This is a genomic window from Streptomyces sp. YIM 130001 (assembly GCF_003574445.1).
In the GTDB taxonomy this organism is placed as follows: domain Bacteria; phylum Actinomycetota; class Actinomycetes; order Streptomycetales; family Streptomycetaceae; genus Streptomyces.
The window spans coordinates 51206-75788 of the sequence record NZ_KZ984548.1 but is presented as its reverse complement, the minus strand read 5'-3'; the positions used below and the strand labels follow the sequence as shown (position 1 = coordinate 75788).

Below are 24583 nucleotides of genomic sequence, written 5' to 3'. Positions count from 1 at the left end.
GTGCCGAACACCCGTCACACCTGGCGGACTTGGCTCGCCTCGGCCCCACACTGACCGCACGCCCGCGGCGGCCCCGCCGTCAGTTCGGCTTGGCCAGGCGGGCCGTGGGGTTGCCGGCCTTCGGGTCCTTCAGGGCGTAGGTCAGACCGTCGCCGCGGGCGGTGAGCGTGACGGTGCCGGTGTTCGAGGAGCAGCGGGCGTCGTCCTTGTCCGCGGGGACGGCCTTGGCGACGAGCCGCTTCTCCGAGACGGACGTGAGCTCGAGGATGTCGGTACAGGTACTGGCGCCGAGTTCGTCCGTCATCGCGGCGGTGCCGATCTCCTCGCCCTTCTTCCCCTGCTTCACGACCACCTTCATGGTGCCCGCGGGGAGTTTCCTGCCCAGGGCGTCCGCGGTCGCCCTGCCCTCCCAAGTCCCCAGATACGTCTTGGGGATCGGTCCCGGCCCGCCCTCGTCGGGACTCGTGGTCGCGTCCGGGCCGCCCGAGGAGCCACCGTCGCTGGGACCGTCCGAGGGATGGGCGGAGGCCCCGTCGCTCGGCGCGCCACCGGCGTTCTCGTTCCCTCCCCCGCCGCCGCCGGGCAGCAGGTCGAACATGAAGGCCGATCCGAGGGTGACGGCGGCGAGCGCACCGGCGACGGCGAGCGCGACCGTGCAACTCACCTTCCGGCCACGGCCGTCGGCGTCCCGGGCGGATCCTGCCGCGACGGAGACGGACAGCTTCCCGGGACCGGTCTGTGTCGCCACGCCGTGCTGCCCGTGGGCGGCGGCCGGCGCGCCCTCCGTCCGCGGGTGATCCCCCGTGGCGGGCGTACTCGCGGGCAGGCCGCCTGCGTACGACGGGTCGGGAGGACCGAACGTCCCGCCGGCCTCAGCAGCGGCCACGTCACCGGCTGACGCGGCCCCGCCCGTCGGCCCGGCAGCTCCCGGTCCTGGCCCGGGAGCGCCCGTACCGCCATCGGTTCCTCCGGCGACGGACGCGTTGGTGAACGGCACCGGACCCGACGGCGCCTCGCCCGTCGCCTCCAGGTCGAGCAGGCTGACCGCGCTGCGGCTCACCTGCTCCACCAACGGCGCCGGCAGCCAGCCGGGGGCGGCGAGCGCGGCGGCGCCGTCGGGGGCGAGCCGGGCCGCCAGCTCCTGCGGAGTGGGCCGGTCCGCCGGATTCTTGGCGAGGCAGGCGGCGATCAGGGTGTGCAGATCACCGTCGGGCAGGGCGAGTTCGGGCTCCTCGTGGACGACCTTGTAGAGCAGCGCGGCCGACGAGTCACCGGCGAACGGCGCCCCTCCCGTGGCCGCGTAGGCGAGTACGGCGCCCAGTGAGAAGACGTCGGCCGCCCCGGTCACGCCCTTGCCGAGGATCTGCTCGGGCGACATGTAGCCGGGCGAGCCGATGGAGACGCCGGTCGAGGTGAGCGAGGCCGTCCCGTCGACGGCCCGGGCGATTCCGAAGTCGATCAGGCGCGGGCCGTCGAGGGAGAGCAGGACGTTGGACGGCTTCACATCGCGGTGCACCAGGCCGAGCCCGTGCACCGCGGCGAGCGACTCACCGAGCCCCGCCCCGAGCACCCGTACCGAATGCTCGGGCAGCGCGGGAAGCAGTCCGCGCTCACCCACCGCCCGGGACAGCGCGGGGCCGGCGACGTATCCGGTGGCGGCCCAGGGCACCGAGGCCTCCGGGTCCGCGTCGAGGACCGGCGCCGTCCAGGCCCCGCCGACCCGGCGAGCGGCCTCGACCTCGCGCCGGAAGCGTTCCCGGAACTCCTCGTCGAGCGCGAAGTGCGGGTGTACGACCTTGACCGCGACCGTGCGTCCACCGCTGCTGCGGCCCAGGTAGACGCGTCCCATGCCGCCCGCGCCGAGCCGGCCGAGCAGCCGGTAGGGACCGATGACGGTCGGTTCGCCGGCTTCGAGCGGCTGCATGGCGTGGCCTCCCCCTGGAACTGCACGTACAGGGAGGGTAGGCGCTGTACGGCAGGGGATCACGGGGTGGTCGGCCGGGAATGTCCGGGACCGCCCGTCAGGAAGTCAGCAGCTCCACGCGTGCGTCCGGTGCGAACCCGGTCGTCGGGCCGACCCGGCGCGCGAACTCCTCCACGCCCGCCAGCTGTCCGGGGCCGAAGCGGAAGTCGAGCGTCGTGAAGTACCGCTCCAGGACCGTCGCGTCGAAGGACTCCCAGCGTGCGGCCTGCTCCGCGACCTTGGTGACCTCCTCGAGCGAGACGTCACGGGAGGCGAGGAACGCCTCGTGCACCTGCCGCACGAGCGCGGGCTGCTCGGCCAGGTAGTCCTTGCGTACGGCCCACACGGCGAAGACGAACGGCAGGCCCGTCCAGTCCTTCCACATCTGCCCGAGGTCGTGCACCTGGAGGCCGAGCCGGGGAGCGTCGTGCAGATTCGCGCGCAGCGCCGCGTCCCCGATCAGTACCGCCGCGTCCGCCTCCTGCATCATCAGGCCGAGGTCGGGCGGGCAGGTGTAGTAGTCCGGCGTGACACCGACGCTCTCCGCGAGCAGCAGCTCGGCCAGGCGCACGGAGGTGCGCGAGGTCGAGCCGAGCGCCACCCTCGCCCCGTCGAGCTGGTCGAGCGGGAGCTGCGAGACGATCACGCAGGACATCACGGGACCGTCGCAGCCGACAGCGATGTCCGGCAGGGCCACCAGCTGGTCGGCGTGCTTGAGGTACTCGACGAGGGTGACGGGGCCGATGTCCAGGTCGCCGCGGACGAGCTGTTCGCTGAGCTTCTCCGGGGTGTCCTTGCTGAGCTCCAGGTCGAGCAGCGTCCCGGTGCGAGCGAGGCCCCAGTACAGGGGGAGGCAGTTCAGGAACTGGATGTGCCCGACGCGCGGGCGAGTACGAGCAGAATTGTCCACATCGCGAGGCTAGCCCCTTCTCCGGGGGATGCGACCTCGGGGTACCGAACAGTCGCTTGGCCAGGGCTTTCGGTGCGACCTTCAAGCTTCCGGGTGAAGTGATCTTGCCCCCTATCCCTTTCCAGTGACTGCGTGCTAGGCTCACCGCAAGTTGCAGTTTGGTTTCCCTTGCAGTACAGAGCCTGCGGAGCATGTGACCGCAGGCTCTCGTCGTTTTCAGACTTTTACGAATGTGCTTGACACGCGTGCAGGTTCTGGAGCAGGGACAACCCTTTGGCCCAAGGAGGGCTTTATGGCTACCGGAACCGTGAAGTGGTTCAACGCTGAAAAGGGCTTCGGCTTCATCGCCCAGGAAGGCGGCGGCCCGGATGTCTTTGTCCACTACTCCGCGATCAACGCATCCGGCTTCCGCTCCCTCGAGGAGAACCAGGCCGTGACCTTCGACGTCACGCAGGGTCCGAAGGGCCCGCAGGCGGAGAACGTCACCCCGGCCTGAACCGGAAAACCGGCCTGGCCGGTTCTCTGATCCGGAACGGATAGCAGTACCCAAGGAGCCCCTCCCCCGCTCAGGCTGGGGCGGGGCTCCTGCCTTTGTATCCGTACGCCCGTATCCGTACATCCCGCTTTCCCGTGACCCGTGGAGAAGTCGGCACGGAAAGGCCATGCGGACGGAGGGTGAACTTCCGGTTTCTCGGACGCGCGGAAACCGGACGGATCGGACGTGTCGCCGGCGGCGCGACAACGCGATGAGTGCCTTCTAGGAATCCGATTCCTCGTCCGCCCCGCAGGATGCCCCGGTACGCGGCACATTGCCGTACATCAGATAGTCGTCGACCTTCTGGTGCACGCATTTCGACGACATGTAGCCGGTGTGGCCCTCCCCCCGGTTGTCGATGACGACGGCGGAGCCGCCGAGGCGTCCGGCGGTCTCCTCGGTCCACCGGTACGGGGTCGCCGGGTCGCCGCGCGTACCGACGAGGACGATCTTCGGCGTATCCACGTTGTGGATCTTGCGGATGAAGTCGGTGCCCTTGGGCAGGCCGGCGCAGCTGATCACGCTCTGCAGTCGGGACGGGCCGAAGACGGGCGAGGCCGCCGTGTACTCCTTCAGGAGCTTGCCCGACTTCTCCTCGGCCTCGAGCTGGGCGACGGACGGACGGTCGGGGTCGTCGGCGCAGTTCACCGCGACGAGCGCGGTCGTCTCGTTGTCGGAGGGGATCTTGCCCGGCGCGAGCCGCGGGGCCGGCGTCCGGCCCGCCGGATGTCCCAGGCCCTGACCCTGGCCCTGGCCCTGGCCCGTCGGTACGGAACCGGTGAGGCGGAGCAGGGGCATCGGGTCGCCGTCGCTGCCGAGGGCGCCGAGCGCCTGCGAGAGATAGGGCCACAGTGCGCGCTGGTAGAGGGCGGCACCGATCGAGTTCACCAGGTCGTCGCCGCTGAACTGCAGTCCGTCGGCGGTCTCCAGGGGCTTGTCGTCGAGCCCCCGGACCAGTTCGTCCATGCCCTCGCGGGCCGTGCGGGCGTCGTCGCCGAGCACACAGCCCGCGTTGCCGGTGCACCAGGTGATGAAGTCGTCGAGCGCGGTCTGCTGGCCCTCGGCACTGATCAGGCCCTGCTCGGCGAGCGGCTCGACGAGGGTGTCCACACCGTCCAGCGCCATCCGGTGGACCTTCTTCGGGAACTGCGCCGCGTAGACGGCGCCGAGCCGGGTGCCGTAGGAGAAGCCCAGGTAGGTGAGCTTCTTGTCGCCGAGTGCGGCGCGCATGATGTCCATGTCGCGGGAGACGTTCACCGTGCCCATGTGCTCGAGGACCGGGCCGGAGAGCTTCTTGCACTGCTCGTACGCCTTGCGCAGGTACGCGATCTCCGCGCGGACCCCGTTCTCGGTGGGCTCCGGCAGGCCCTCGCCGTCTCCGCAGGTGACCGGGGAACTCTGGCCGACACCACGCGGGTCGAAGCCCACCACGTCGTAGGTGTCGGTGAGGTCGCCGAGCGGTTTGGCGAGGTCGGCGATGCCGGAGACACCGGGGCCGCCCGGTCCGCCGAAGTTGACGAGCACCGAACCCTTCGGCTTCGTGGAGGCCGGGATCCTGCCGACCGCGAGCTTCACGGTCCCCTTGTCGGGGGCGGCGTAGTCGAGGGGGACGGTGACCGTTCCGCACCGCATGTCCTTCGGGGCGTTCGGCAGATCGCAGGCGCCCCACTTGATCTTCTGCTGGTAGAAGCGGGCCGGACCCGGGTCGTCCTCGGCGGCGGCGAGGCCGGGCGCCCCGGCCGCGAGCAGGCCGAGGGCGGCGGCGCCGGCTATCGCACTGCGGATGCGCATTGGCAGCCCTCCTGGAAGGTGCCCCTCGGGTCACGATAGGGGCGACCTTCCGGTGTCGCCTGTTCACGCTGAGTGGCCGCCGGACGCCGCGCGCCGGTCGGCTACGTTCCGTAGAGCGTGTCGATCTCCTTGGCGAAGTCCCGCTCGATCTCCGTGCGCTTCAGCTTCAGGGACGGGGTCAGGTGTCCGCCCTCCTCGGTGAAGTCGCCCGGCAGGACGGTGAATTCGCGGATCGACTCGGCGCGCGAGACCAGCTTGTTCGCATCCTCCACCGCCCGCTGCAGGGCCTCGCGCAGCTCGGGGTCCCGCACGAGTTCCTCGGCGGGCATGCCTTCCTTCTTGCGCATCCGGAGCCAGTGGGCGATGCCGTCGGGCTCCAGGGTGAGCAGGGCGGTGATGTACGGGCGGCCGTCGCCGACGACCATGCACTGGCCGATCAACGGGTGCGCGCGCAGCCAGTCCTCGAGCGGTGCGGGGGCGACGTTCTTGCCGCCTGTGGTGATGAGGATGTCCTTCTTGCGCCCGGTGATGCTGAGATAGCCGCCGTCGTCGAGCACGCCGATGTCGCCGGTCGGGAACCAGGTGTCGTAAGCGGGCACCGCGGCGCCCTGCTCCGGGTCCCAGTAGCCGCTGAAGACCTGGTTGCCGCGGAGCAGCACCTCGCCGTCGTCGCCGATGCGCACCCCGGTGCCGGGAAGCGGCCAGCCGACCGTGCCGAGACGGGGCTGCAGCGGCGGGGTGACGGTGGCGGCTGCGGTGGTCTCGGTGAGCCCGTAGCCCTCGTAGATCTGGATGCCGGCGCCCGCGTAGAAGGCGGCTAGGCGGCGGCCGAGCGGGGAGCCGCCGCAGATCGCGTACCGGACGCGGCCGCCGAGTGCGGCCCGGATGCGCCGGTAGACCAGCGGGTCGTACAGCGCGCGGGCGGCCCGGAGGGTGAGGGACGGGCCGGGGCCGGTGCCGTGCTGCGCGGCCTCCACCGCCTCCGCGTAGCGGCGGGCGATGCCGGCGGCGCGGTCGAAGGAGGCGGCGCGGCCGAGCTTCTCCGCGGTGGCCCGGCCGGTGTTGAAGACCTTCTCCAGTACGTACGGGATGGCCAGCAGGAAGGTCGGGCGGAAACCGGCCAGATCGGCGAGCAGGTCCTCGGTCTTGATGCTCGGGGCGTGGCCGAGGCGCACCCGGGCGCGCAGGCAGCCGATCGCGACCATCCGGCCGAACACGTGCGAGAGGGGCAGGAAGAGGAGGGTCGAGGCGGGGTCGTCGGAGAGCGACTTGAACACCGGGTGGAGGAGTTCGATGGCGTTGTCGACCTCGGCGAAGAAGTTGCCGTGGGTGAGGACGCAGCCCTTGGGGCGGCCGGTGGTGCCGGAGGTGTAGATCAGGGTGGCGATGCTGTCCGGCGCGAGCGCCGAGCGGCGGTCGTCGACCGCGCCGTCCGGCACGTCGGCGCCGGATTCGGTGACCCCCTGGAGATCGTCGAAGGCCCACAGGTGTTCAAGGTCGGGGATCCGGTCGCGTTCCGGTCCGAGGGCCGCGGACTGGCCGCGCGTCTCCACCACGAGGGCGCGGGCGCCGGAGTTCTGCAGGATCCAGCGGGTCTGGAAGGGCGAGGAGGTCGGGTACACCGGCACCGTGACCAGGCCCGCCGACCAGGCGGCGAAGTCGAGCAGGGTCCACTCGTACGTCGTACGGGCCATGATGGCGAGCCGGTCGCCGGGCTCCAGGCCCTGGGCGATCAACCCCTTGGCGAGAGCGCGCACTTCGGCCGCGAAGGCCGCCGCGGTGACGTCACGCCACTCCCCCGCCGGGTCCTTCCGGCTGAGTACGGCCTCGTCCGGGGCCTCGTCCGCGTTGGTGAACGGGATGTCGGCGAGCGACCCCTGGGCGACGGGTTCGACGAGCGCGGGTACGGACACCTCGCGCACCTCGCCGTCCGCCCTGACCCGGTGGGGCTCGACGAGCTGGGGCGGCGGCGGGGTGGACGTCCTGCGGGGCATGGTGACTCCAGGGCGACTTGGTGGCGAGGTTTCCGTGACGAGAAGGAGGGTGCGGTGCGGGCAGGTGGCAGGCGTGCGGTTCAGGCGCGTTCGAGGATGGCCGTCACTCCCTGGCCTCCGGCGGCGCAGACGGAGATCAGGCCGCGGGCCGGACCCTCCCGTTCGCCGAGCAGCTTGGCAAGGGTCGCGACGATACGGGCGCCGGTCGCGGCGAAGGGGTGGCCGGTGGCGAGCGAGGAGCCCGCGACGTTGAGCCGGTCACGGTCCACCGTGCCGAGCCCGCGCTTCTCCCAGGCCGCGAGGGTGGCGAGCACCTGGGAGGCGAAGGCCTCGTGCACCTCGACCAGGTCGAAGTCCGCCAGGGTGAGCCCGGCCCGTTCCAGCATCCGGGGCACCGCGTGGGCGGGCGCCATCAGCAGGCCGTCCTCGCCGTCGCGCACATCGCCGTCGACGAAGTCCACGGCGGCCGTCTCGTACGCGGTCAGGTAGGCGAGCGGGGTGTGGCCGTGCTCGGCGGCCCACTCCTCGCTGCCGAGCAGGACGGTTGCGGCGCCGTCGGTGAGCGGGGTCGAATTGCCCGCCGTCATGGTGGGGTTCGCGCCGTCCGTGCCGAAGACCGGCTTCAGACCGGCGAGTTTCTGCACGGTGGAGCCGGGCCGCAGGTTGTGGTCGCGGGCGAGGCCGTTGAACGGCACCACGAGGTCGGTGAAGAAGCCGCGCTCGTAGGCGTCGAACAGCCGGCGGTGACTCGCGGCGGCCAGTTCGTCCTGGTCCTCGCGGCTCACCCCCCACTTGAGCGCGGTGACGGCGGCGTGCTCGCCCATCGAGAGCCCGGTCCTGGGCTCCGAGTTGCGCGGGATGTCGGGGGCCAGGTGGCCGGGGCGGATCTTGGCGAGCGCCTTGATCCGGGCGCCGGTGCTCTTCGCGCGGCGGGCCTCGAGGAGGATGCGGCGCAGCTTGTCGTTGACGCCGAGCGGGGCGTCGCTCGCGGTGTCGGCGCCACCGGCGATCGCGCTGTCGAGCTGGCCGAGGGCGATCTTGTTGGCAGCGGCGATCACGGCCTGGAGGCCGGTGCCGCAAGCCTGTTGAATGTCGTACGCGGGGGTGCGGGGGTCGAGGGCGGAGCCGAGGACCGTCTCGCGGGCGAGGTTGAAGTCGCGGCTGTGCTTGAGCACGGCACCGGCCACGAACTCGCCGACCGTCCGCCCGCGCAGTCCGTAGCGGTCCGCCAGGCCGTCGAGCGCCGCGGTCAGCATCTCCTGATTGGACGCGGTGGCGTACGGGCCGTCGGCGCGCGCGAAGGGAATGCGGCTCCCTCCGACGACGGCCACCCGCTTGACGGTTGTCATCTCTCGACCAGCTCCTGACTCTTGAGTAACCTTACTCAGAAGTAAATCTACGACCGCGCAGGGAGTCGGACAATGGCGGACCGCTATCTGAACTTCACCGGCACAGGGCCGGGCCGATTCCTGACAGGGAAGTTCGGACTTCCGCAGCCCGCGCCCCTCCACCGCTGGTCGGCCGAACGACCTTCCCTGGAAGGGCCGTTGCTGCATCTGACCGCGGGCGGAACCCCGGTTCCGGGCCTGGCCGGCGTACTGGAGCGGACCGGTCTAAGGCGGACCGATGACGCGGCGGCCGCCGAACGCCCGGCCGCCGTTGTGGTGGATGCCACATCCGTCGCGACCACCGATGACCTCGCCGCCGTGCACGCGGCGCTGCATCCGGTGGTGCGGTCCGTGGCGCGCGGCGGCCGGGTGATCGTACTCGGTGCCCCGGTGTCCGCGGACGATCACCATCAGGCGGCCGTACAGCAGGGACTCGAGGGTTTCGTCCGCTCGCTCGGCAAGGAGATCGGGGGCGGGCGCACGGTGACCCTGGTGCGCCTCACCGCGGCGGGGCCGGCCGAGTCGACGCTGCGCTTCCTGCTCTCGCCCAAGTCGGCCTACGTCAGCGGGCAGGTGATCTCCGTGGCGGCGAGCGAGGAGGCGGGCCGCCCGGACGACGCGAAGGCCGCGGGGACGCCCGAGGCGCCGCTGGCCGGCCGTACTGCCCTGGTCACCGGAGCGGCCCGCGGTATCGGCGCAGCCGTCGCCGAGACCCTGGCCCGGGACGGCGCCCGCCTCGTCCTGCTCGACGTACCGGCCGCCGAGGAGGACCTGAACCGCCTGGCGGACCGGCTCGGCGGCACCGCACTGCCGCTCGACATCACCGCCGACGACGCCGGCGAGATCATCGTCGCGGCCCTGCCCGACGGGCTCGACGTACTCGTCCACAACGCGGGCATCACCCGCGACCGGAGACTCGCCAACATGCCCGCGGACCGCTGGAGTTCGGTGCTCCAGGTGAACCTGGCGAGTGTCCTGCGCACCACCGACGCCCTGCTCGAGGCCGGCACCCTGCGCCGCGGCGGCCGGATCGTCACCACCGCCTCCATCGCCGGGATCGCGGGCAACGTCGGCCAGACCAACTACGCGGCCAGCAAGGCGGGAATCATCGGCCTGGTGCACTCGCTCGCCGCGCGCGCACTCGCCGAGCACGGCGTCACGGTCAACGCGGTCGCGCCCGGCTTCATCGAGACGAGGATGACGGCCGCGGTGCCGCTGTTCATCCGCGAGGCAGGCCGCCGGATGAACTCCCTTTCGCAGGGCGGTCTTCCCGTCGACGTGGCCGAGACCACCGCCTGGTTCGCCGCCCCCGGATCGGGCGCGGTCAACGGCCAGGTCGTGCGCGTCTGCGGCCAGAGCCTGCTGGGGGCCTGACGATGCCGACCCCCGCCACCCCGACGACCGTGACGCTGGCGCGCGCTCCGCGCCTCACCCCGCTGCTCGCCCGCGGCGCGCTGCTCTCGCCGCTGAAGCGACCCGGCGCGACGGGTGGTTCGGGCGAGGCGCCGGCCGCGCGGCTCGTCCTAACGGATGCCGCGGCGGCGCCGGAGCGGCTCGCCTCGTACGCCCGGATCTGCGGCTTCCCCGCGGACGGGCCGCTGCCCGTGACGTATCCGCACGTCATCGGATTCCCGCTGGCCATGCGGCTGATGGCCGACCGGGCCTTCCCGCTGCCGGTGCTCGGCCTGGTGCACATGACCATCGCCCTCACCCAGCACCGCGCCCTTGATCGGGCCGAGCGCCCGGAGATCACGGTGTACGTCGACGGCCTCGTCCCGCACCGCAGGGGTACCGAGGCGATCGTGGTCACCGAGGCGCGCGTGGACGGCGTACTGGTGTGGGAGTCGCACAGCCGCTATCTGGCGCGGCACCGGACGGCCGCCACCGGCACGGACTCCCCGGAGCGTGCGCCGGAGAAGGCCGTCGGGCTGCCCGCCGTCGCCGAGTGGGAGCTGCCGGCCGATCTCGGACGGCGGTACGGCGCCGCATCCGGCGACCGCAATCCGATCCACCTGTACCCGCTCACGGCTCGGCTCTTCGGCTTCCCGCGGGCGATCGCGCACGGCATGTGGACGGTCGCGCGGTGCCTGGCGGAGTACGGCGCACAGGGGCAGGTGCGGGCCTCGGCCGAGTTCCGGGCGCCCGTACTGCTGCCCGGGACGGTGACGTACGCCGCGGGGGACGGCGCCTTCGCACTGCGTACGCCCGCAACAGGTGGGCGCCCGGGGCGCGTTCACCTCACCGGGGAGATCGCCTCGGACTGAATCCGTGCGGCCGTCGGGGGCGGCGGTCGGTGCGATCAGGTGCGGAGCCGGTCATTTCGGTGGTGACCAGGACTTGCCGTCCATCAGGTTCCCGAGGCCCGACCAGGAGAAGTTCATCAGGGTCGCCGCGGCCTCCTTGGCGGTGACGCCCGAGGCGGCGTTCGCCCACACGGCGAGCGACTCCGCGGCGCCGACCAGCGCCTCGGCCAGACCGGCCACGTCCGCTTCGGGAAGCAGCGGATTGTCGTGCGCCTCGCGCGCCGCCTCGGCGATGAGCAGCGTGACGAACGCCACGATCTCCTCGCGCATCACGGCCACCTCGGCGGCGAACGGCTCGCCGTGCGTCCGCGCCTGGCTGTGCAACACCGCCCAGGCGTCGGGGTGTTCGGCGGTGTGGGTGAAGAACGCCCGCAACCCGGCCCAGAGTTGCCGGTCGGCGGGCTCACCCGGCGTGACCCCGCTGCGGACGGCGTCCACCAGGGCCGCGGCCTCGCGCCTGATGCAGGCGGTGAACAGCTCTTCCTTGGAGTTCAGATACAGGTAGACCAGCGGTTTCGACACTCCGGCGAGCTCCGCGATCTCGTCCATCGACGCCGCACGGTAGCCGCGCTGTCCGAAGATGCGCACCGCCGCGTCCATCATCTGCTGCTCCCGTACGGCACGCGGCATCCGCTTGCCCTTCACAGCCCCCACGCCGGTCGCCCTCCCGATCCGCCCAACTACTCCTTGGTAAGCCTACGACCCGGCCGAGGCCTGCCGGACCCTGCGGCCGTGAACGGCAGACGGCCGCGCTCCCCGAGCGGGAGGAGCGCGGCCATCGAGGCGCCGGACGGACCCGGCGGTGGATCAGACGGTCGATCAGGCGGTGGCGGGTGCCGGGACCGCCGCCGACTCGGACTCGTCCGAGTCGAAGTCGTCGATCGGGGACGCCGTGGCGGAGTCGTACGCGTCCTTGTCGAGGATCTTCTCGCGAGCCGCGACGATCACCGGGATCAGCGCCTGGCCGGCGACGTTCGTGGCCGTACGCATCATGTCCAGGATCGGGTCGATGGCGAGCAGCAGACCCACGCCCTCCATCGGGAGGCCGAGCGTCGACAGGGTCAGGGTCAGCATGACCGTGGCTCCGGTCAGACCCGCGGTGGCCGCGGAGCCGATGACCGAGACGAACGCGATGAGCAGGTACTCCTTGATGCCGATCTGCACGTCGAAGATCTGCGCGACGAAGATCGCGGCGATCGCCGGGTAGATCGCGGCGCAGCCGTCCATCTTGGTGGTGGCGCCGAACGGCACCGCGAAGGACGTGTACTCCTTCGGCACACCGAGACGCTCGGTGACGCGCTGGGTGACGGGCATGGTGCCGACCGAGGAGCGGGACACGAAGGCCAGCTGGATCGCGGGCCAGGCGCCCTTGAAGAACTGCAGCGGGTTGAGCTTGGCGACCGACGAGAGCAGCAGCGGGTAGACGCCGAACAGCACGATGGCGCAACCGATGTAGATGTCGGCGGTGAAGGTCGCGTACTTGCCGATCAGGTCCCAGCCGTAGTCGGCGATGGCGAAGCCGATGAGGCCGACGGTGCCGATCGGGGAGAGCTTGATGACCCACCACAGGGCCTTCTGCAGCAGCGTGAGGACGGACTCGCTGACGTCGAGGATCGGCTTGGCCTTCTCACCGATCTTCAGGACGGCGATACCGGCGACGACGGCCATGAAGACGATCTGCAGGACGTTCAGGTCGGTGAACGGCGTGATGATGTTCTCCGGGATGATCCCGGTCAGGAAGTCGATCCAGCTGCCGGTCGAGTCGGGCTTGGCGCCGTCCTTCGGAGTCAGGCCGGTGCCGGCGCCCGGGTTGGTCAGCAGACCGATGGCGAGACCGATGACCACGGCGATCAGCGACGTGATCATGAACCAGAGCAGTGTCTGGCCGGCGAGCCGCGCCGCGTTGTTGACCTTACGCAGGTTGGTGATCGACACCAGGATGGCGAAGAAGACCAGCGGGGCCACGGCCAGCTTCAGGAGCTGGATGAAGATGCTGCCGATCTTGTCGAGGGTGGTGACCAGCCAGCTCACGTCCTGGCTTCGGGCCAGCCAGCCGAGCAGGACGCCGAGCACGAGACCGGCCACGATCTGGGCCCAGAACGGGATCTTGGGTATCCCGAAGCCGGATGGCTTATGGGTGGTGGCGGTGGAATTCGCGGACACGGACACACTCCGGTGAGGAACGCACAGGGGCAGGGACAGGGGGTGCAGGTGGAGCGACGGCCGCAGGCGGTCGTACGCGAGGCCCGGACGGGGACCCGGCGCTTGCCCTCAGGGGCGCCACTGCAGTTTGACGCTTCGTCAGGCGCGGCAACAGGCCGCGGGCAGGAATCCGCGGCGACATGTTGCGGACATACAGCGGCAGAGGTCGATGTGCAGGCGCGCCACGAGCGGAACGCTCGGCTCCACGAGCGTGTGGCTCGTGGGCATCGCAGGCGCGGCTGATTTCATCACGTCGAATACGTTAACACTCGTACTTTGAGAACATCAAAGGTGTTCTTTGAGCCTTCCCTGTGGATCAAAGGCTGACCTCTGGCCACCCCGGACCACCTCGCACCCACCGGGACGCCACCCACGGCAACGCCTCCGGCGGGCGCACCGCAACTCCCTTATGGGATACCGGAGTTCACCCGTAAAAGTACGTACCAAAGTCGAACGCCCCGGCACGAGCGGCATGCTCGCACCGGGGCGCCCGGAAGTCTGCTGTGACGAAGGTTACGAGGCGGAAGCGGAGCCCTGCGCCTCGGAGCCGGTGGACCGGGTCTGCGCCCGGCTGCGCTCGGCCGCGTCGATCTCGTCGTCCTCCATCGAGCGGTTGGCGGCCAGCTTGGTACGGGCCTTCTCGCGCGCGCGGTCGATACCGGGCGCGATCTGCTCGGACATCGCGTCGCGCTGGCCGCGGAGCAGGACGAAGCTGAGCGGGGCCGAGACCACGATGGCCAGGACGAGGACCCAGAAGAGGTTGGAGGAGCCGAGCCCGGACGGCAGCCAGCCCAGCGCGACCAGGCCCCAGATGGCCAGGAAGCAGCCGGCGAAGATGCCGATGCGCAGTGCGGTGTAGCGGAGGGTGGCACTCGCCTTCGATGACACGGCCGGCCTTCTCTCTGATTCGTCCTGACTGTCCTGCCCGACCAGTGAAGCATGTCCGGCCCGGTCCCCTTCACAGACCCCCTGGGCCTGTGAGAGGCCTGCTCACCCCAGGGGCAGCAGCATCGTGACGTCGTCGCGGTCGTCTCCCGGTGCCACCCGGATCATCCCGGGGACCCGGCCGACCTCCTTGTAGCCGCAGGCTTCGTAGAAGCGGTCGGCTCCGGTGCCGCCCCGGCAGGTGAGCCGGATCGCCTCGATGCCGTCGAGGGAGCGGGCCGCGTCCGCGGCGGCGGCCATCAGGTCCCGGCCGTATCCCTCGCCCTGGTGCCGCGGGTGCACCATCACCGTGTACAGCCACACCCAGTGCCGCATCAGCCGGTGCGCGTTGTACGTGAGGAAAGCGGAGGCGGCGACGGCGCCGTCCTCGTCGTACCCGACCAGGAGCCGGGTGCGCCCCTCGGCCATCGCCGCGAAGTGCCGAACCAGCTCGGGACGTACCTCCTCGGCGGTGACGGGCGGCACGAAGCCGACCGCACCGCCCGCGTTCGTCACGTCGGACCACAGGGTGAGCAGTCCGTCCCGCAGAGCGGGATCGACCGGTGGGTCGAACCGGAACGTCAACGCCATCGGTCAGACCCGCATGGCCTGCGGCGACTCCCGCCGGTCCGGGTCCGGACCCGGGTACTCGCGGAGGATCTCGTACCGGGTGTTCCGCTCGACCGGGCGGAAGCCGGCGTCGCGGATCAGGTCGAGGAGGTCGTCACGGGTCAGCTTGTTGGGCGTGCCGTAGTTGTCCGCGTCGTGCGTGATCTTGTACTCGACGACCGAACCGTCCATGTCGTCCGCGCCGTGCTGCAGGGCGAGCTGGGCGGTCTGCACGCCGTGCATCACCCAGAAGACCTTGACGTGCGGGACGTTGTCGAAGAGGAGGCGGGAGACCGCGAAGGTCTTCAGGGCCTCGGCGCCGGTGGCCATCGTGGTGCGCGCCTGGAGCTTGTTGCGCACCTTGCCGTCCTGCATGTCGACGAAGTCGTGCTGGTAGCGCAGCGGGATGAAGACCTGGAAGCCACCGGTCTCGTCCTGCAGCTCACGCAGCCGAAGCACGTGGTCCACGCGGTGCCGCTGCTCCTCGATGTGGCCGTAGAGCATGGTGGCCGGGGTCTTCAGACCCTTCTCGTGCGCCAGGCGGTGGATCCGCGACCAGTCCTCCCAGTGGGTGGCGTGGTCGACGATGTGCTGGCGGACCTCCCAGTCGAAGATCTCCGCGCCGCCGCCGGTGAGCGACTCGAGTCCGGCCTCGATGAGCTCGTCGAGGATGTCCGACGCGGACATGCCCGAGATCGTCTCGAAGTGGTGGATCTCGGTGGCGGTGAAGGCCTTCAGCGAGACCGTCGACGGCAGGGCCTTCTTGAGCTCGCTCAGGGACTTCGGGTAGTAGCGCCACGGCAGGTTGGGGTGCAGGCCGTTGACGATGTGCAGCTCGGTGAGGTTCTCGCCCTCCATGGCCTTGGCCAGGCGGACGGCCTCCTCGATACGCATCGTGTACGCGTCCTTCTCGCCCGGCTTGCGCTGGAACGAGCAGTACGCGCACGAAGCGGTGCACACATTGGTCATGTTGAGGTGGCGGTTCACGTTGAAGTGGACGACGTCGCCGTTCTTCTGCGTCCGCACCTCGTGGGCGAGACCGCCGAGCCAGGCCAGGTCGTCCGACTCATAGAGCGCGATCCCGTCCTCGCGGGTCAGCCGCTCCCCGGCCCTGACCTTGTCCTCCAGCTCGCGCTTGAGCCCCGCGTCCATGTACGGCCTCGCAATCCTTCGTCAAACCGTTCGCCAAACGGGCAACGCCCACGGTACTCCCCCGCCGACGGCGCCCAAGGGGCGGCCGTCCCCAGCGGTCAGGCCTCTTCGGGCAGTTCCCCGACGCGGTTCTCCCACTTGGTCGAGAGCACGATCGTGGTGCGGGTGCGGGAGACACCCTTGGTCCCGCTCAGCCGACGGATGGTCCGCTCCAGCCCGTCCACGTCGCCGACGCGGACCTTGAGCATGTACGAGTCGTCGCCGGCGATGAACCAGCAGTCCTCGATCTCGTGCAGATCCCGCAGCCGGACCGCCACGTCCTCGTGGTCGGCGGCGTCGGACAGGGAGATGCCGATCAGAGCGGTGACACCGAGGCCGAGGGAGGCGGAGTCGACCGTCGCGCGGTAGCCGGTGATGACACCGGCCGCCTCCAGGCGGTTGATGCGATCGGTGACGGACGGGCCGGAGAGGCCCACGAGGCGTCCGAGCTCGGCGTAGGAGGCCCTGCCGTTCTCGCGCAGAGCCTGAATGAGTTGCCTGTCGACCGCATCCATATGCCTGGAGCCTTCCATTGTTCAGCGATGTTGCAGCTTAACTTATAGAATCTAAGGCGCACAGGGTCAACACCCTGCGATCATTCAATGATCCGTCGAAAGTCATACACGACGAAGAAGCAGAGGCGGTCCGGGTGTCGCGGTGCACGCCGCCCGCACGGCAGCCGGTCTACGCCGAGCCCCGAGAGCCGCCGAGCTCCCCCTCCCAACGGCGGTACAGCGTGTGCGGCACTCCGACCGCGTCCAGCGCCCGGCCGGCGACGAAGTCCACCAGATCCTGGATGTGCGTGGCCCCCGCGTAGAACGCCGGTGACGCCGGAAGCACCACCGCGCCCGCCTCGTCGAGCGCGACCAGGGACTTCAGCGTCTGACCGCTCAGCGGAGTCTCGCGTACCGCGACCACCAGCGGGCGCCCCTCCTTGAGCGTCACGCTCGCGGTCCGCTGCAGCAGGTCCTTGGACAGGCCGAGGGACACCCCCGCCACACAGGCCGTCGACGCCGGGACGATCAACATGCCCTTGACCGGGTACGAGCCGGACGACGGCCCCGCCGCGAGATCGCCCGCGGCCCAATGGCGTACGCGGTCGGCCTCGATGCCCTCCGGGACGGCGAAGGTGCCGGGCTTGCCGTCGGCGCCGCGGGTCAGCCAGGCGCGCAGGTCGTCCTGCCAGTGCGCGTCGCGAAAAGCGATGCCGGTCTCGTCGAGCAGGGTGAGCCGTGCCGCCCTGCTCACCACCAGATCGACGCTCTCCCCCGCGGCGAGCAGCCCCCGCAGGACGGCGGCCGCGTACGGAGTGCCGGAAGCGCCGGAGACACCCACCACCCAGGGGCGACGGGCCGGTGCCGCACCGCTTCCGGTGCCGTCCGGCGGGCGGACTTCCTCTTCACGATCCTCACGCTCCACGCGTCCGAGCCTATCCGCCCCGCTCCGGCGGAACCCGGGCGCCCGCACCGGACGTTGACCAGACAGAAAGGGGCAAGCGGTGGACCGCGCCACCGCGCCGACCGAGGGGGACCGTCATGGCGTACGGGACACAGGGCCGAGGGACAGCGGGCGGCGGGACGTGGCGGCCGCCGTCGCGGCGCGAGCGGGCGAAGGCCGCGGCCGTGGTGATGACCGCCTGGCTCGCCCTGCTGTGGGCCCTCGAGCTGATCGATGTGGCGAGCGGCCACGCCCTGGACACCTTCGGGATCTCGCCGCGGGAGGTGGGCGAGCTGCGGGACGTGGTTCCGGCCGCGTTCATGCACTTCGGCTTCGACCACCTCTCGGCGAACAGCGTGCCGCTGTTCGTCCTCGGCTTCCTCGCGGCCCTGTCCGGGATACGCAGGTTCGCGGCGGTGGTCGCGGTGATCGTGCTGGCCAGTGGACTCGGGGTCTGGTTCACGGCGCCCGCGTACTCGACGACCGCGGGCGCGTCCGGAGTGGTCTTCGGGCTGCTCGGCTATCTGCTGGTACGCGGGTTCGTGGACCGGCGCATCGGCGATGTGGTGATCGGGCTCCTGGTCGGCCTGGTGTACGGCTCACTGCTGTGGGGCGTGCTGCCGTCCGCTGCCGGGGTGAGCTGGCAGGGCCATCTGTTCGGGCTGGTCGGCGGGGTGGCAGCGGCGTTCCTGTTCCGGCGCGAGGAGCCGCGGACGGTCACTGCCTGAGCGGCGCCCGGGGTTCCCGGGCGCCGTCGCGTCGCGTCGCGTCGGACAGACGTTTCGGAGCGTCGGACAGACGCTTCGGGCCGTCGACGTCAGACCGTCAGGCCGCGGACCAGCAGGTCGAGCAGGGCGCAGACGAAGAGCGCGATCCCGATGAATCCGTTGACCGTGAAGAAGGCCCGGTTCAGCCGGGACAGATCGTGCGGCCGCACGATCGAGTGCTCGTAGAGGAAGGCCGCACCCACGATCACCAGGCCGATCCAGAAGAAGACCCCGGCGTCGGTGGCGAGCGCGTACCAGACGAGGAGCGCCGTCGTGACGGCGTGACAGGCCCGCGCCCCGTACAGCGCCGCGGGGATGCCGAAGCGCGCCGGGACCGACTTCACGCCGTGCGCCCGGTCGGCCCCCACGTCCTGGCTGCCGAAGATCAGGTCGAAGCCGCCGATCCACACCCCGACCGCGAGGCCGAGAATCACCGCGTCCCAGGACCAGCTGCCGGTCACCGCGATCCAGGCGCCGATCGGTCCGATGGCCTGGGCGAGACCGAGGATCGCGTGCGGGAAATTCGTGAACCGCTTGCCGTACGGATAGACCACCATCGGCACCACGGCGATCGGCGCGAGCATCAGGCACAGCGGGTTGAGCAGTGCGGCCGCGCCGAGGAAGACCACGAGCGCGACCAGGGCGCCGGTCCAGGCCGACTTCACCGAGACGGCGCCGGTGACGATCTCCCGGTTCGCGGTGCGCGGGTTCCTGGCGTCGATCTCGCGGTCGATGATCCGGTTGCAGGCCATCGCGAAGGTGCGCAGGCCGACCATCGCCACGGTGACGAGCAGCAGCCGGCCCCAGTGGATGTTCCGGTCGAGCTGGAACATCGCGGTCAGCGAGGCGATGTACGCGAAGGGCAGCGCGAACACCGAGTGCTCGATCATGACCAGGCGCAGGAAGGCCCGCACCTTGCCCGGATGCGCCGGTTCCGGTGCGCCGAGCACGCCTTCGGCGGCGCTCACAGGCCGTACTCCTTCCAGCGGCGGTCGACGACGGCCGCCGTGTTCGGGTCGGACTCGACCATCTCGGGCCAGCCGCCGTCGCGGGTGTAGCCCTCCTCGGGCCACTTGCGCGTGGCGTCGATCCCGGCCTTGCCGCCCCAGAACTGCTGGTACGAGGAGTGGTCGAGGTGGTCGACCGGTCCCTCCACGACCGACAGGTCGCGGGAGTAGTCGGTGTTCCCGAGGGCGCGCCAGGAGACCTCGTGCATGTTGCGCACGTCGCAGTCGGCGTCGACGATCACGATCAGCTTGGTCAGCGACATCATGTGGGCGCCCCAGATGGCGTGCATGACCTTCTGCGCGTGCTTCGGGTACTTCTTGTCGATCGCGACGATCGCGCAGTTGTGGAAGCCGCCCGACTCCGGCAGGTGGTAGTCGACGATGTCCGGGACGACGATCTTGAGCAGCGGCAGGAAGAAGTGCTCGGTCGCACGGCCGAGCGGACCGTCCTCGGTCGGCGGGCGGCCGACCACGATGGACTGCAGCAGCGGGCGCTCCCGCATCGTGATGCAGTCGATCTTCAGCGCGGGGAACGGCTCCTGCGGCGTGTAGAAACCGGTGTGGTCGCCGAACGGCCCCTCCGGCAGCATCTCCCCCGGCTCCAGCCAGCCCTCGATGACGACCTCGGCCTGCGCGGGCACCTGCAGCGGCACGGTCTGGCAGTCGACCATCTCGATCCGCCGCCCCTGCAGGAACCCGGCGAACAGGTACTCGTCGATATCACCGGGCAGCGGCGCCGTGGACGCGTAGGTCACCGCGGGCGGGCAGCCGAAGGCGATCGCGATCGGAAGCTTCTCGCCCCTGCGGGCGGCCACCTGGTAGTGGTTGCGGCTGTCCTTGTGGATCTGCCAGTGCATGCCGATGGTGCGGCGGTCGTGGCGCTGCAGCCGGTAGAGGCCGAGATTGCGGATGCCGGTCTCGGGGTGCTTGGTGTGGGTCAGGCCCAGGTTGAAGAACGAGCCACCGTCCTTGGGCCAGGTGAAGAGCGCCGGCAGCAGATCCAGGTCGACGTCGTCGCCGCGCAGCACCACCTCCTGGACGGGGGCGGCACTGGACTTCACCTTCTTCGGCGGCACATGGACCATCGAGCCGAGCTTGCCGAACGCTTCCCGGGCGCCCATGAAGCCCTGCGGGAGTTCGGGCTTGAGCAGGCCGCCGATCTTCTCGCTGATGTCGGTGTACGACTTCAGGCCGAGCGCCTTGAGCAGGCGGCGGTCCGTGCCGTAGACGTTCATCGCCAGGGGCATCGAGGAGCCGCGGACGTTCTCGAAGAGGAGGGCCGGGCCGCCGGCCTTCTGCACCCGGTCGACGATCTCGCCGACCTCCAGGTACGGGTCGACCTCGGCCTTGATGCGCTTGAGGTCGCCCTCGCGCTCCAGCGCCCGGAGCAGGGAGCGAAGATCGTCGTAAGCCATACGCCCCAGTATCGGGCACCGACTACCCTGGACTCACCACCGGGGGCGGGCGAACGGCCGCCACCACACTTGATCTATCAGGGGATGCCGATGCGCGTGCTGATGTTCCTGGTCCCGCTCGCACTGAGCATCTACGCCTTCATCGACTGCATCAGCACCGACGAGAAGCACATCCGTCACATGCCGAAGCCGCTGTGGGCGATCCTCGTGCTGCTCTTCCCGCTGGTCGGTTCGCTGTCGTGGCTGATCGCGGGCAAGGAGCGGGCCGCGGTCCGACCCCGGCTCGCGGGCGGCGGCTGGGTCGCACCGGACGACAACCCGGACTTCCTGAAGTCCCTCGGCGACGACAAGCCGCAGGGCACCACCGACAAGCCGGAAGGCCGCGGCGACAAGTCTTCGGACGACGGCCCGGAGGACACCCCTCCGCGCGGCTGAGCGCCGAGTCCAGGTACGCCGAAGGCCGGTTCCCGCCGCGGGAACCGGCCTTCGGCGCAGTGGCTGCGAACGGGTCCGGTCAGACGCCCGCGTACGAGTGCTTGCCGGTGATGAAGATGTTCACGCCGTAGTAGTTCCACAGCCAGGTGGCGAAGGCGAAGAGCGCCAGGTAGGCGGCCTTGCGGCCCTTCCAGCCGGCCGTCGCCCGCGCGTGCAGGTACGCGGCGTAGGCGACCCAGGTGACGAACGACCAGACCTCCTTGGGGTCCCAGCCCCAGTAGCGGCCCCACGCGTCACCGGCCCAGATCGCGCCCGCGATGATCGTGAACGTCCACAGCGGGAAGACCGCCGCGTTGATCCGGTACGAGAGCTTGTCGAGCGAGGCCGCCGAAGGCAGCCGCTCGAGCACGGAGGTGGCGAAGGAGCCGGGCTTCCCGCCGTTCGCCAGCTTGTTCTCGTAACTGTCGCGGAACAGGTAGAGCAGGGTGCCGACCGCGCCCAGGTAGAAGACGGCGCCGCAGAAGATCGCGGTGGAGACGTGGATCCACAGCCAGTACGAGTCGAGCGCCGGGACCAGCTGGTCGCTGTCCGTGTAGAGCCACGTGGTGGCGACGCCGAGGTCGAGCAGCACTGTCGTGACCAGGATCAGGCCGATCCAGCGGACGTTCTTCTTGAGCGCGAGGAGCACCAGGTACGCGCCGACCGCCACCGTCGAGAAGGTGACGGAGAACTCGTACATGTTGCCCCAGGGGGCCCGCTGCACCGACATCGCGCGGGTGACCACACCGCCGGCCTCGACGAGGAAGCCGACGATGGTCAGGGAGACCGCGATCCGCCCGTAGATATCGCCCTGTTCGGTGCCGCCGTCCGCGCCCGGACCGTCCGGGACGTCCCGGGTGCCGGCGGCGGAGCGGGTGACGACCTTGGGCCGGTCGAGGACCGCGGTGCCGCCCTTGGCCTTGGCGGTGACCTGCACGGCGGGCGCGGCCGCGGCGCCGCCGGTCAGCGCGGCGGCCGTGCGGCCGACCTTGCTGCGGCTGCCGAAGACCCACTCGGCGATGTGCGCGAGGAACGCCAGGGTGTAGACGGCCATCGACGAATAGACCAGCACATTGCTGATGTTCGCCAGGTTTTCGTTGGTGGCGGCGGCGAGAGTCATTTCTCAGCCCCTTCGGCAGGGTGGTCGGCAGCCTCTTCAGCGGATTCGGCTGGGTCTTCGGCGGATTCGGGGGAATCCAGGGCGGTGGCTTCGGACGGTTCCGCGGCGGGCTCGGCCTCGGCGGCGGTGGGCGCCGTGGCGTTCAAGGTGACGGCCAGATCGGCGAGTTCCTCGGGCAGCTTCGCCGACTCGCTGCGGCCGAGGCCCGCCATCTCGACGACGGTGACGCCGTCGGGGCCTTCGGTGGCGCGGATCCAGACGCGGCGGCGCTGGATGAACAGCGAGGCGACCAGGCCGGAGAGGGCCAGGATCGCGCCGCCGAGCGCGAGGCCGTTGCCCGACTGGTGGGAGACCTGGAAGGACGCCCACTCCTTGAGGTCCTTCTCGAAGGTGACGGAGCCGGCGCCGTTCGGCAGCTTCATCGTCTCGCCGGGCAGCAGCCGCTGCTTGAGCAGTTCGCCGTCCTTGTCCTCGAACTTCTTCATCTTGCTGGTGTCGAGCTGGTACACGTTCTGCGGCAGCCCGGAGTCGATGCCGAGGCTGCCGTGGTACGCGGAGAGCGCGAGCACCGGGAAGTTCGGTGCCGGGAACTGCGAGAACATCTCGCCCTTGCCCTCGCCCGCGAAGGTCGGCACGAAGAACGCGTTGAAGCCGAGCTGCTCCTTCTTGCCGTCCTTGTCGCGGTACCCGTCGGCGACCTTGATGGCGCCGGTCGAGGTGCTGTTGCTGTCGATCGGGAGCAGCGGCACGGCGCCCTTGTAGGAGACCTTGCCCTTGCCGTCCCGGACGGTGACGACGGGCGCGTAGCCGTGGCCGATGAGGTAGACCTTCGTGCCGTCCACCTCGAGCGGCCGGTTGACCTCGATCTCGGCCTTCCGCTCGGTGCCGTCGGTGCCCTTGGTCCAGCTCACGTGGGCCTTGTACACGCGGGGCGTGCCGCGCTCGGGACCGGACTGCGCGTACCGGCCCTCGAAGCGGTCCAGGCTGAAGCTGAACGGGTCGAGGTCGTCGGTGTCGAAGAAGCTGCCGGACTTGAAGTCGTCGTACTGGGTGAGGTGGTTGGCGAATCCGTCGCCCTCGACGACCAGCTTGCCGCCCTCGGACTTGAAGAGGGTGCCGGTGGCGAAGGCCACCAGCATCACGATCAGCGAGACGTGGAAGAGCAGGTTCCCGGCCTCGCGCAGATAGCCCTTCTCGGCGGCTACGGCGTCGCCGTCGGCGTGGGCCCGGAAGCGCCGCTTCCTGAGCATCGCGAGCCCGGCCGCGCGCACGTCCTCGGGGTCCGCCTCGGTGTGCCAGGTGGTGTAGGCCGGCATCCGGTCGAGCCGCCCGGGGGCGCGCGGCGCACGGCTGCGCAACTGCCCGACGAACTGCCAGGTGCGCGGGACGATGCAGCCGATCAGTGAGATGAAGAGCAGCAGGTAGATCGCGGAGAACCAGACCGAGCTGTAGACGTCGAACAGCTGGAGCTTCTCGTAGATCGGGGTGAGCGTGGTGTGTGCGGCCTTGAAGTCCTGCACCTTGAGCTCGTCGACGCTGTTCTGCGGGATCAGCGATCCGGGGATCGAGCCGAGCGAGAGCAGGAAGAGCAGGATCAGCGCGACCCGCATCGAGGTGAGCTGCCGCCAGAACCAGCGCAGCCAGCCGATCACCCCTATCGACGCCACGCTCGGCGCTTCCTCCTTGGGCGCCGTCGACAGCTGGGCACCGGCGGCGAGCTCCCGCTCGTCGGCGTCGGCCCCGCTCGTCGCGTCGGTTTCCGTCTTGCTCATTGCTCAGATCCCTACGGTGAAGCCGCTTGTCCAGACCTGCATCTCGGACACGATGCTGTCCCAGACACCGGTGACGAGCAGCAGTCCGGTCGCGATCATCATCACGCCGCCGATGCGCATCACCCATACGTAATGCCGCTTGACCCAGGCGAAGGCGCCGAGAGTCCGCCGGAAGGCGACCGCGGCCAGGACGAACGGCACGCCGAGACCGAGGCAGTACGCGACCGTCAGTATGGCCCCGCGGCCGGCGCTGGCTTCGCTCAGGGCGAGCGTCTGCACGGCGCCGAGTGTCGGCCCGATGCACGGCACCCAGCCGAGGCCGAAGAGCGCACCCAGCATCGGCGCCCCGACCAGGCCCGTCGTGGGCCGGTTGTGGAAGCGGAACTCGCGCCTGGTGATCGACGGCATCGCGCCCATGAAGAACAGACCGAGCAGGATCGTCAGGGCGCCGAACACCTTGGTGATCACTTCACGGTGCTCGAGCAGCGTCGAGCCGATCCCGCCGAACAGCGCCCCCGTGGAGACGAACACGGCGGTGAAGCCGAGGACGAAGAGTCCGGCGCCGGCTGCCATCCGCCCGCGCTTGGCCTCGGCGAGGTCGGCTCCGCTGACGCCGGTGACGTAGCTGAGGTAGCCGGGCACCAGCGGCAGGACGCACGGGGAGAAGAAGGAGACGAGTCCGGCGAGCAGAGCGATCGGGAGCGCGAGCAGGAGTGCACCGTGCAGCACGGTCTGCTCGGGGCCGGCGAGCGTGACGGCCGCCACGTCGGCGGCGGCCGTG

General features: G+C 70.4%; 22 protein-coding genes. 5 read left to right on the top strand and 17 right to left on the bottom strand.

Translation table 11 applies throughout. The annotated features are described in order from the left end of the window. Positions 1–79: 79 nt before the first annotated feature. Together DSC45_RS00350 and DSC45_RS00345 are read right to left on the bottom strand one after the other, a co-directional pair. Complete coding sequence (locus DSC45_RS00350; protein WP_119286094.1) at positions 80–1924, bottom strand: serine/threonine-protein kinase; 1845 nt, start codon at positions 1922–1924, stop codon at positions 80–82. 97 nt (positions 1925–2021) lie between these two features. Beyond that, on the bottom strand, positions 2022–2873 hold the full coding sequence (locus tag DSC45_RS00345; protein ID WP_119286093.1) for a menaquinone biosynthetic enzyme MqnA/MqnD family protein: 852 nt from the start codon (positions 2871–2873) through the stop codon (positions 2022–2024). Positions 2874–3165: 292 nt separating this feature from the next. Here DSC45_RS00345 and DSC45_RS00340 point away from each other — a divergent pair, with 292 nt between their 5' ends. Then, positions 3166–3369: a cold-shock protein gene (locus DSC45_RS00340; RefSeq protein ID WP_016645643.1), complete on the top strand. Its 204-nt coding sequence runs from the start codon at positions 3166–3168 to the stop codon at positions 3367–3369. Between the two features lie 261 nt (positions 3370–3630). Here DSC45_RS00340 and DSC45_RS00335 read toward each other — a convergent pair whose 3' ends face one another. The 3 genes from DSC45_RS00335 to DSC45_RS00325 all read right to left on the bottom strand — a co-directional run bounded on the left by DSC45_RS00335 (position 3631) and on the right by DSC45_RS00325 (position 8542). After that, positions 3631–5199, bottom strand: coding sequence for an alpha/beta hydrolase (locus tag DSC45_RS00335; RefSeq protein ID WP_119286092.1), 1569 nt, complete (start codon positions 5197–5199; stop codon positions 3631–3633). Between the two features lie 101 nt (positions 5200–5300). After that, a complete protein-coding gene (locus tag DSC45_RS00330; RefSeq protein ID WP_119286091.1) occupies positions 5301–7193 on the bottom strand; it encodes an AMP-dependent synthetase/ligase in 1893 nt (630 codons plus the stop codon). An 80-nt stretch (positions 7194–7273) separates the two neighbouring features. Beyond that, a complete protein-coding gene (locus DSC45_RS00325; RefSeq protein ID WP_119286090.1) occupies positions 7274–8542 on the bottom strand; it encodes an acetyl-CoA C-acetyltransferase in 1269 nt (422 codons plus the stop codon). A 72-nt stretch (positions 8543–8614) separates the two neighbouring features. Here DSC45_RS00325 and DSC45_RS00320 point away from each other — a divergent pair, with 72 nt between their 5' ends. Together DSC45_RS00320 and DSC45_RS00315 are read left to right on the top strand one after the other, a co-directional pair. Further along, the gene (locus tag DSC45_RS00320) at positions 8615–9955 is read left to right on the top strand and encodes a 3-oxoacyl-ACP reductase (protein WP_119286089.1); all 1341 of its coding nucleotides are present in this window, start codon (positions 8615–8617) and stop codon (positions 9953–9955) included. Between the two features lie 2 nt (positions 9956–9957). Continuing rightward, complete coding sequence (locus DSC45_RS00315; RefSeq protein ID WP_119286088.1) at positions 9958–10845, top strand: MaoC family dehydratase; 888 nt, start codon at positions 9958–9960, stop codon at positions 10843–10845. 51 nt (positions 10846–10896) lie between these two features. Here the strand turns inward: DSC45_RS00315 and DSC45_RS00310 are convergent, their stop codons facing one another. The 7 genes from DSC45_RS00310 to DSC45_RS00280 all read right to left on the bottom strand — a co-directional run bounded on the left by DSC45_RS00310 (position 10897) and on the right by DSC45_RS00280 (position 17148). Further along, positions 10897–11538: a TetR/AcrR family transcriptional regulator gene (locus DSC45_RS00310; protein WP_119286087.1), complete on the bottom strand. Its 642-nt coding sequence runs from the start codon at positions 11536–11538 to the stop codon at positions 10897–10899. Positions 11539–11703: 165 nt separating this feature from the next. After that, positions 11704–13047: a dicarboxylate/amino acid:cation symporter gene (locus tag DSC45_RS00305; protein WP_119286086.1), complete on the bottom strand. Its 1344-nt coding sequence runs from the start codon at positions 13045–13047 to the stop codon at positions 11704–11706. Positions 13048–13599: 552 nt separating this feature from the next. Then, positions 13600–13974, bottom strand: a complete 375-nt coding sequence (locus DSC45_RS00300; RefSeq protein ID WP_119286085.1) for a DUF4229 domain-containing protein — start codon at positions 13972–13974, stop codon at positions 13600–13602. Positions 13975–14076: 102 nt separating this feature from the next. Next, positions 14077–14601, bottom strand: coding sequence for a GNAT family N-acetyltransferase (locus DSC45_RS00295; protein ID WP_119286084.1), 525 nt, complete (start codon positions 14599–14601; stop codon positions 14077–14079). Between the two features lie 3 nt (positions 14602–14604). Then, positions 14605–15771: an aminofutalosine synthase MqnE gene (mqnE, locus tag DSC45_RS00290; protein WP_119286083.1), complete on the bottom strand. Its 1167-nt coding sequence runs from the start codon at positions 15769–15771 to the stop codon at positions 14605–14607. A gap of 98 nt (positions 15772–15869) precedes the next feature. Then, positions 15870–16325 (bottom strand): Lrp/AsnC family transcriptional regulator, encoded by a 456-nt coding sequence (locus DSC45_RS00285; RefSeq protein ID WP_119286082.1) that lies wholly within the window; start codon positions 16323–16325, stop codon positions 15870–15872. 169 nt (positions 16326–16494) lie between these two features. Beyond that, entirely contained in the window at positions 16495–17148 is a 654-nt protein-coding gene (locus DSC45_RS00280) for a UbiX family flavin prenyltransferase (RefSeq protein WP_119286745.1), read from the bottom strand. Positions 17149–17438: 290 nt separating this feature from the next. Here DSC45_RS00280 and DSC45_RS00275 point away from each other — a divergent pair, with 290 nt between their 5' ends. Further along, complete coding sequence (locus tag DSC45_RS00275; RefSeq protein WP_240434357.1) at positions 17439–17975, top strand: rhomboid family intramembrane serine protease; 537 nt, start codon at positions 17439–17441, stop codon at positions 17973–17975. Positions 17976–18064: 89 nt separating this feature from the next. Here the strand turns inward: DSC45_RS00275 and mqnP are convergent, their stop codons facing one another. Further along, on the bottom strand, positions 18065–18982 hold the full coding sequence (gene mqnP / locus DSC45_RS00270; RefSeq protein WP_119286080.1) for a menaquinone biosynthesis prenyltransferase MqnP: 918 nt from the start codon (positions 18980–18982) through the stop codon (positions 18065–18067). Further along, positions 18979–20436, bottom strand: coding sequence for a menaquinone biosynthesis decarboxylase (locus DSC45_RS00265; protein WP_119286079.1), 1458 nt, complete (start codon positions 20434–20436; stop codon positions 18979–18981). Before DSC45_RS00265 ends, mqnP begins: the two co-directional genes overlap by 4 nt. A 90-nt stretch (positions 20437–20526) precedes the next feature. Between DSC45_RS00265 and DSC45_RS00260 the strand changes: the two genes are divergently transcribed. Continuing rightward, entirely contained in the window at positions 20527–20871 is a 345-nt protein-coding gene (locus DSC45_RS00260; RefSeq protein WP_119286744.1) for a PLD nuclease N-terminal domain-containing protein, read from the top strand. 79 nt (positions 20872–20950) lie between these two features. On the opposite strand, the gene ccsB is transcribed toward DSC45_RS00260, so the two are convergent. The 3 genes from ccsB to DSC45_RS00245 are packed head-to-tail and all read right to left on the bottom strand — an operon-like array spanning position 20951 to position 24567. Continuing rightward, positions 20951–22030, bottom strand: a complete 1080-nt coding sequence (gene ccsB, locus DSC45_RS00255; RefSeq protein WP_119286078.1) for a c-type cytochrome biogenesis protein CcsB — start codon at positions 22028–22030, stop codon at positions 20951–20953. Then, entirely contained in the window at positions 22027–23802 is a 1776-nt protein-coding gene (locus DSC45_RS00250) for a cytochrome c biogenesis protein ResB (protein ID WP_119286077.1), read from the bottom strand. The genes ccsB and DSC45_RS00250 overlap by 4 nt, the downstream gene beginning before the upstream one ends. Before the next feature lie 3 nt (positions 23803–23805). Next, a complete protein-coding gene (locus DSC45_RS00245; RefSeq protein WP_119286742.1) occupies positions 23806–24567 on the bottom strand; it encodes a cytochrome c biogenesis CcdA family protein in 762 nt (253 codons plus the stop codon). Positions 24568–24583: the final 16 nt, after the last annotated feature.

Excerpts from the sequence above, each read along its gene's own strand:
- DSC45_RS00340 (WP_016645643.1), top strand. The coding sequence starts at position 3,166 with ATGGCTACCGGAACCGTGAAGTGGTTCAACGCTGAAAAGGGCTTCGGC.
- DSC45_RS00260 (WP_119286744.1), top strand. The coding sequence starts at position 20,527 with ATGCGCGTGCTGATGTTCCTGGTCCCGCTCGCACTGAGCATCTACGCC.
- ccsB (WP_119286078.1), bottom strand. The coding sequence starts at position 22,030 with ATGACTCTCGCCGCCGCCACCAACGAAAACCTGGCGAACATCAGCAAT.
- DSC45_RS00320 (WP_119286089.1), top strand. The coding sequence starts at position 8,615 with ATGGCGGACCGCTATCTGAACTTCACCGGCACAGGGCCGGGCCGATTC.
- DSC45_RS00330 (WP_119286091.1), bottom strand. The coding sequence starts at position 7,193 with ATGCCCCGCAGGACGTCCACCCCGCCGCCGCCCCAGCTCGTCGAGCCC.
- DSC45_RS00275 (WP_240434357.1), top strand. The coding sequence starts at position 17,439 with ATGACCGCCTGGCTCGCCCTGCTGTGGGCCCTCGAGCTGATCGATGTG.
- DSC45_RS00335 (WP_119286092.1), bottom strand. The coding sequence starts at position 5,199 with ATGCGCATCCGCAGTGCGATAGCCGGCGCCGCCGCCCTCGGCCTGCTC.
- DSC45_RS00265 (WP_119286079.1), bottom strand. The coding sequence starts at position 20,436 with ATGGCTTACGACGATCTTCGCTCCCTGCTCCGGGCGCTGGAGCGCGAG.
- DSC45_RS00350 (WP_119286094.1), bottom strand. The coding sequence starts at position 1,924 with ATGCAGCCGCTCGAAGCCGGCGAACCGACCGTCATCGGTCCCTACCGG.
- DSC45_RS00295 (WP_119286084.1), bottom strand. The coding sequence starts at position 14,601 with ATGGCGTTGACGTTCCGGTTCGACCCACCGGTCGATCCCGCTCTGCGG.
- DSC45_RS00285 (WP_119286082.1), bottom strand. The coding sequence starts at position 16,325 with ATGGATGCGGTCGACAGGCAACTCATTCAGGCTCTGCGCGAGAACGGC.
- DSC45_RS00315 (WP_119286088.1), top strand. The coding sequence starts at position 9,958 with ATGCCGACCCCCGCCACCCCGACGACCGTGACGCTGGCGCGCGCTCCG.
- DSC45_RS00250 (WP_119286077.1), bottom strand. The coding sequence starts at position 23,802 with ATGAGCAAGACGGAAACCGACGCGACGAGCGGGGCCGACGCCGACGAG.
- DSC45_RS00325 (WP_119286090.1), bottom strand. The coding sequence starts at position 8,542 with ATGACAACCGTCAAGCGGGTGGCCGTCGTCGGAGGGAGCCGCATTCCC.
- mqnE (WP_119286083.1), bottom strand. The coding sequence starts at position 15,771 with ATGGACGCGGGGCTCAAGCGCGAGCTGGAGGACAAGGTCAGGGCCGGG.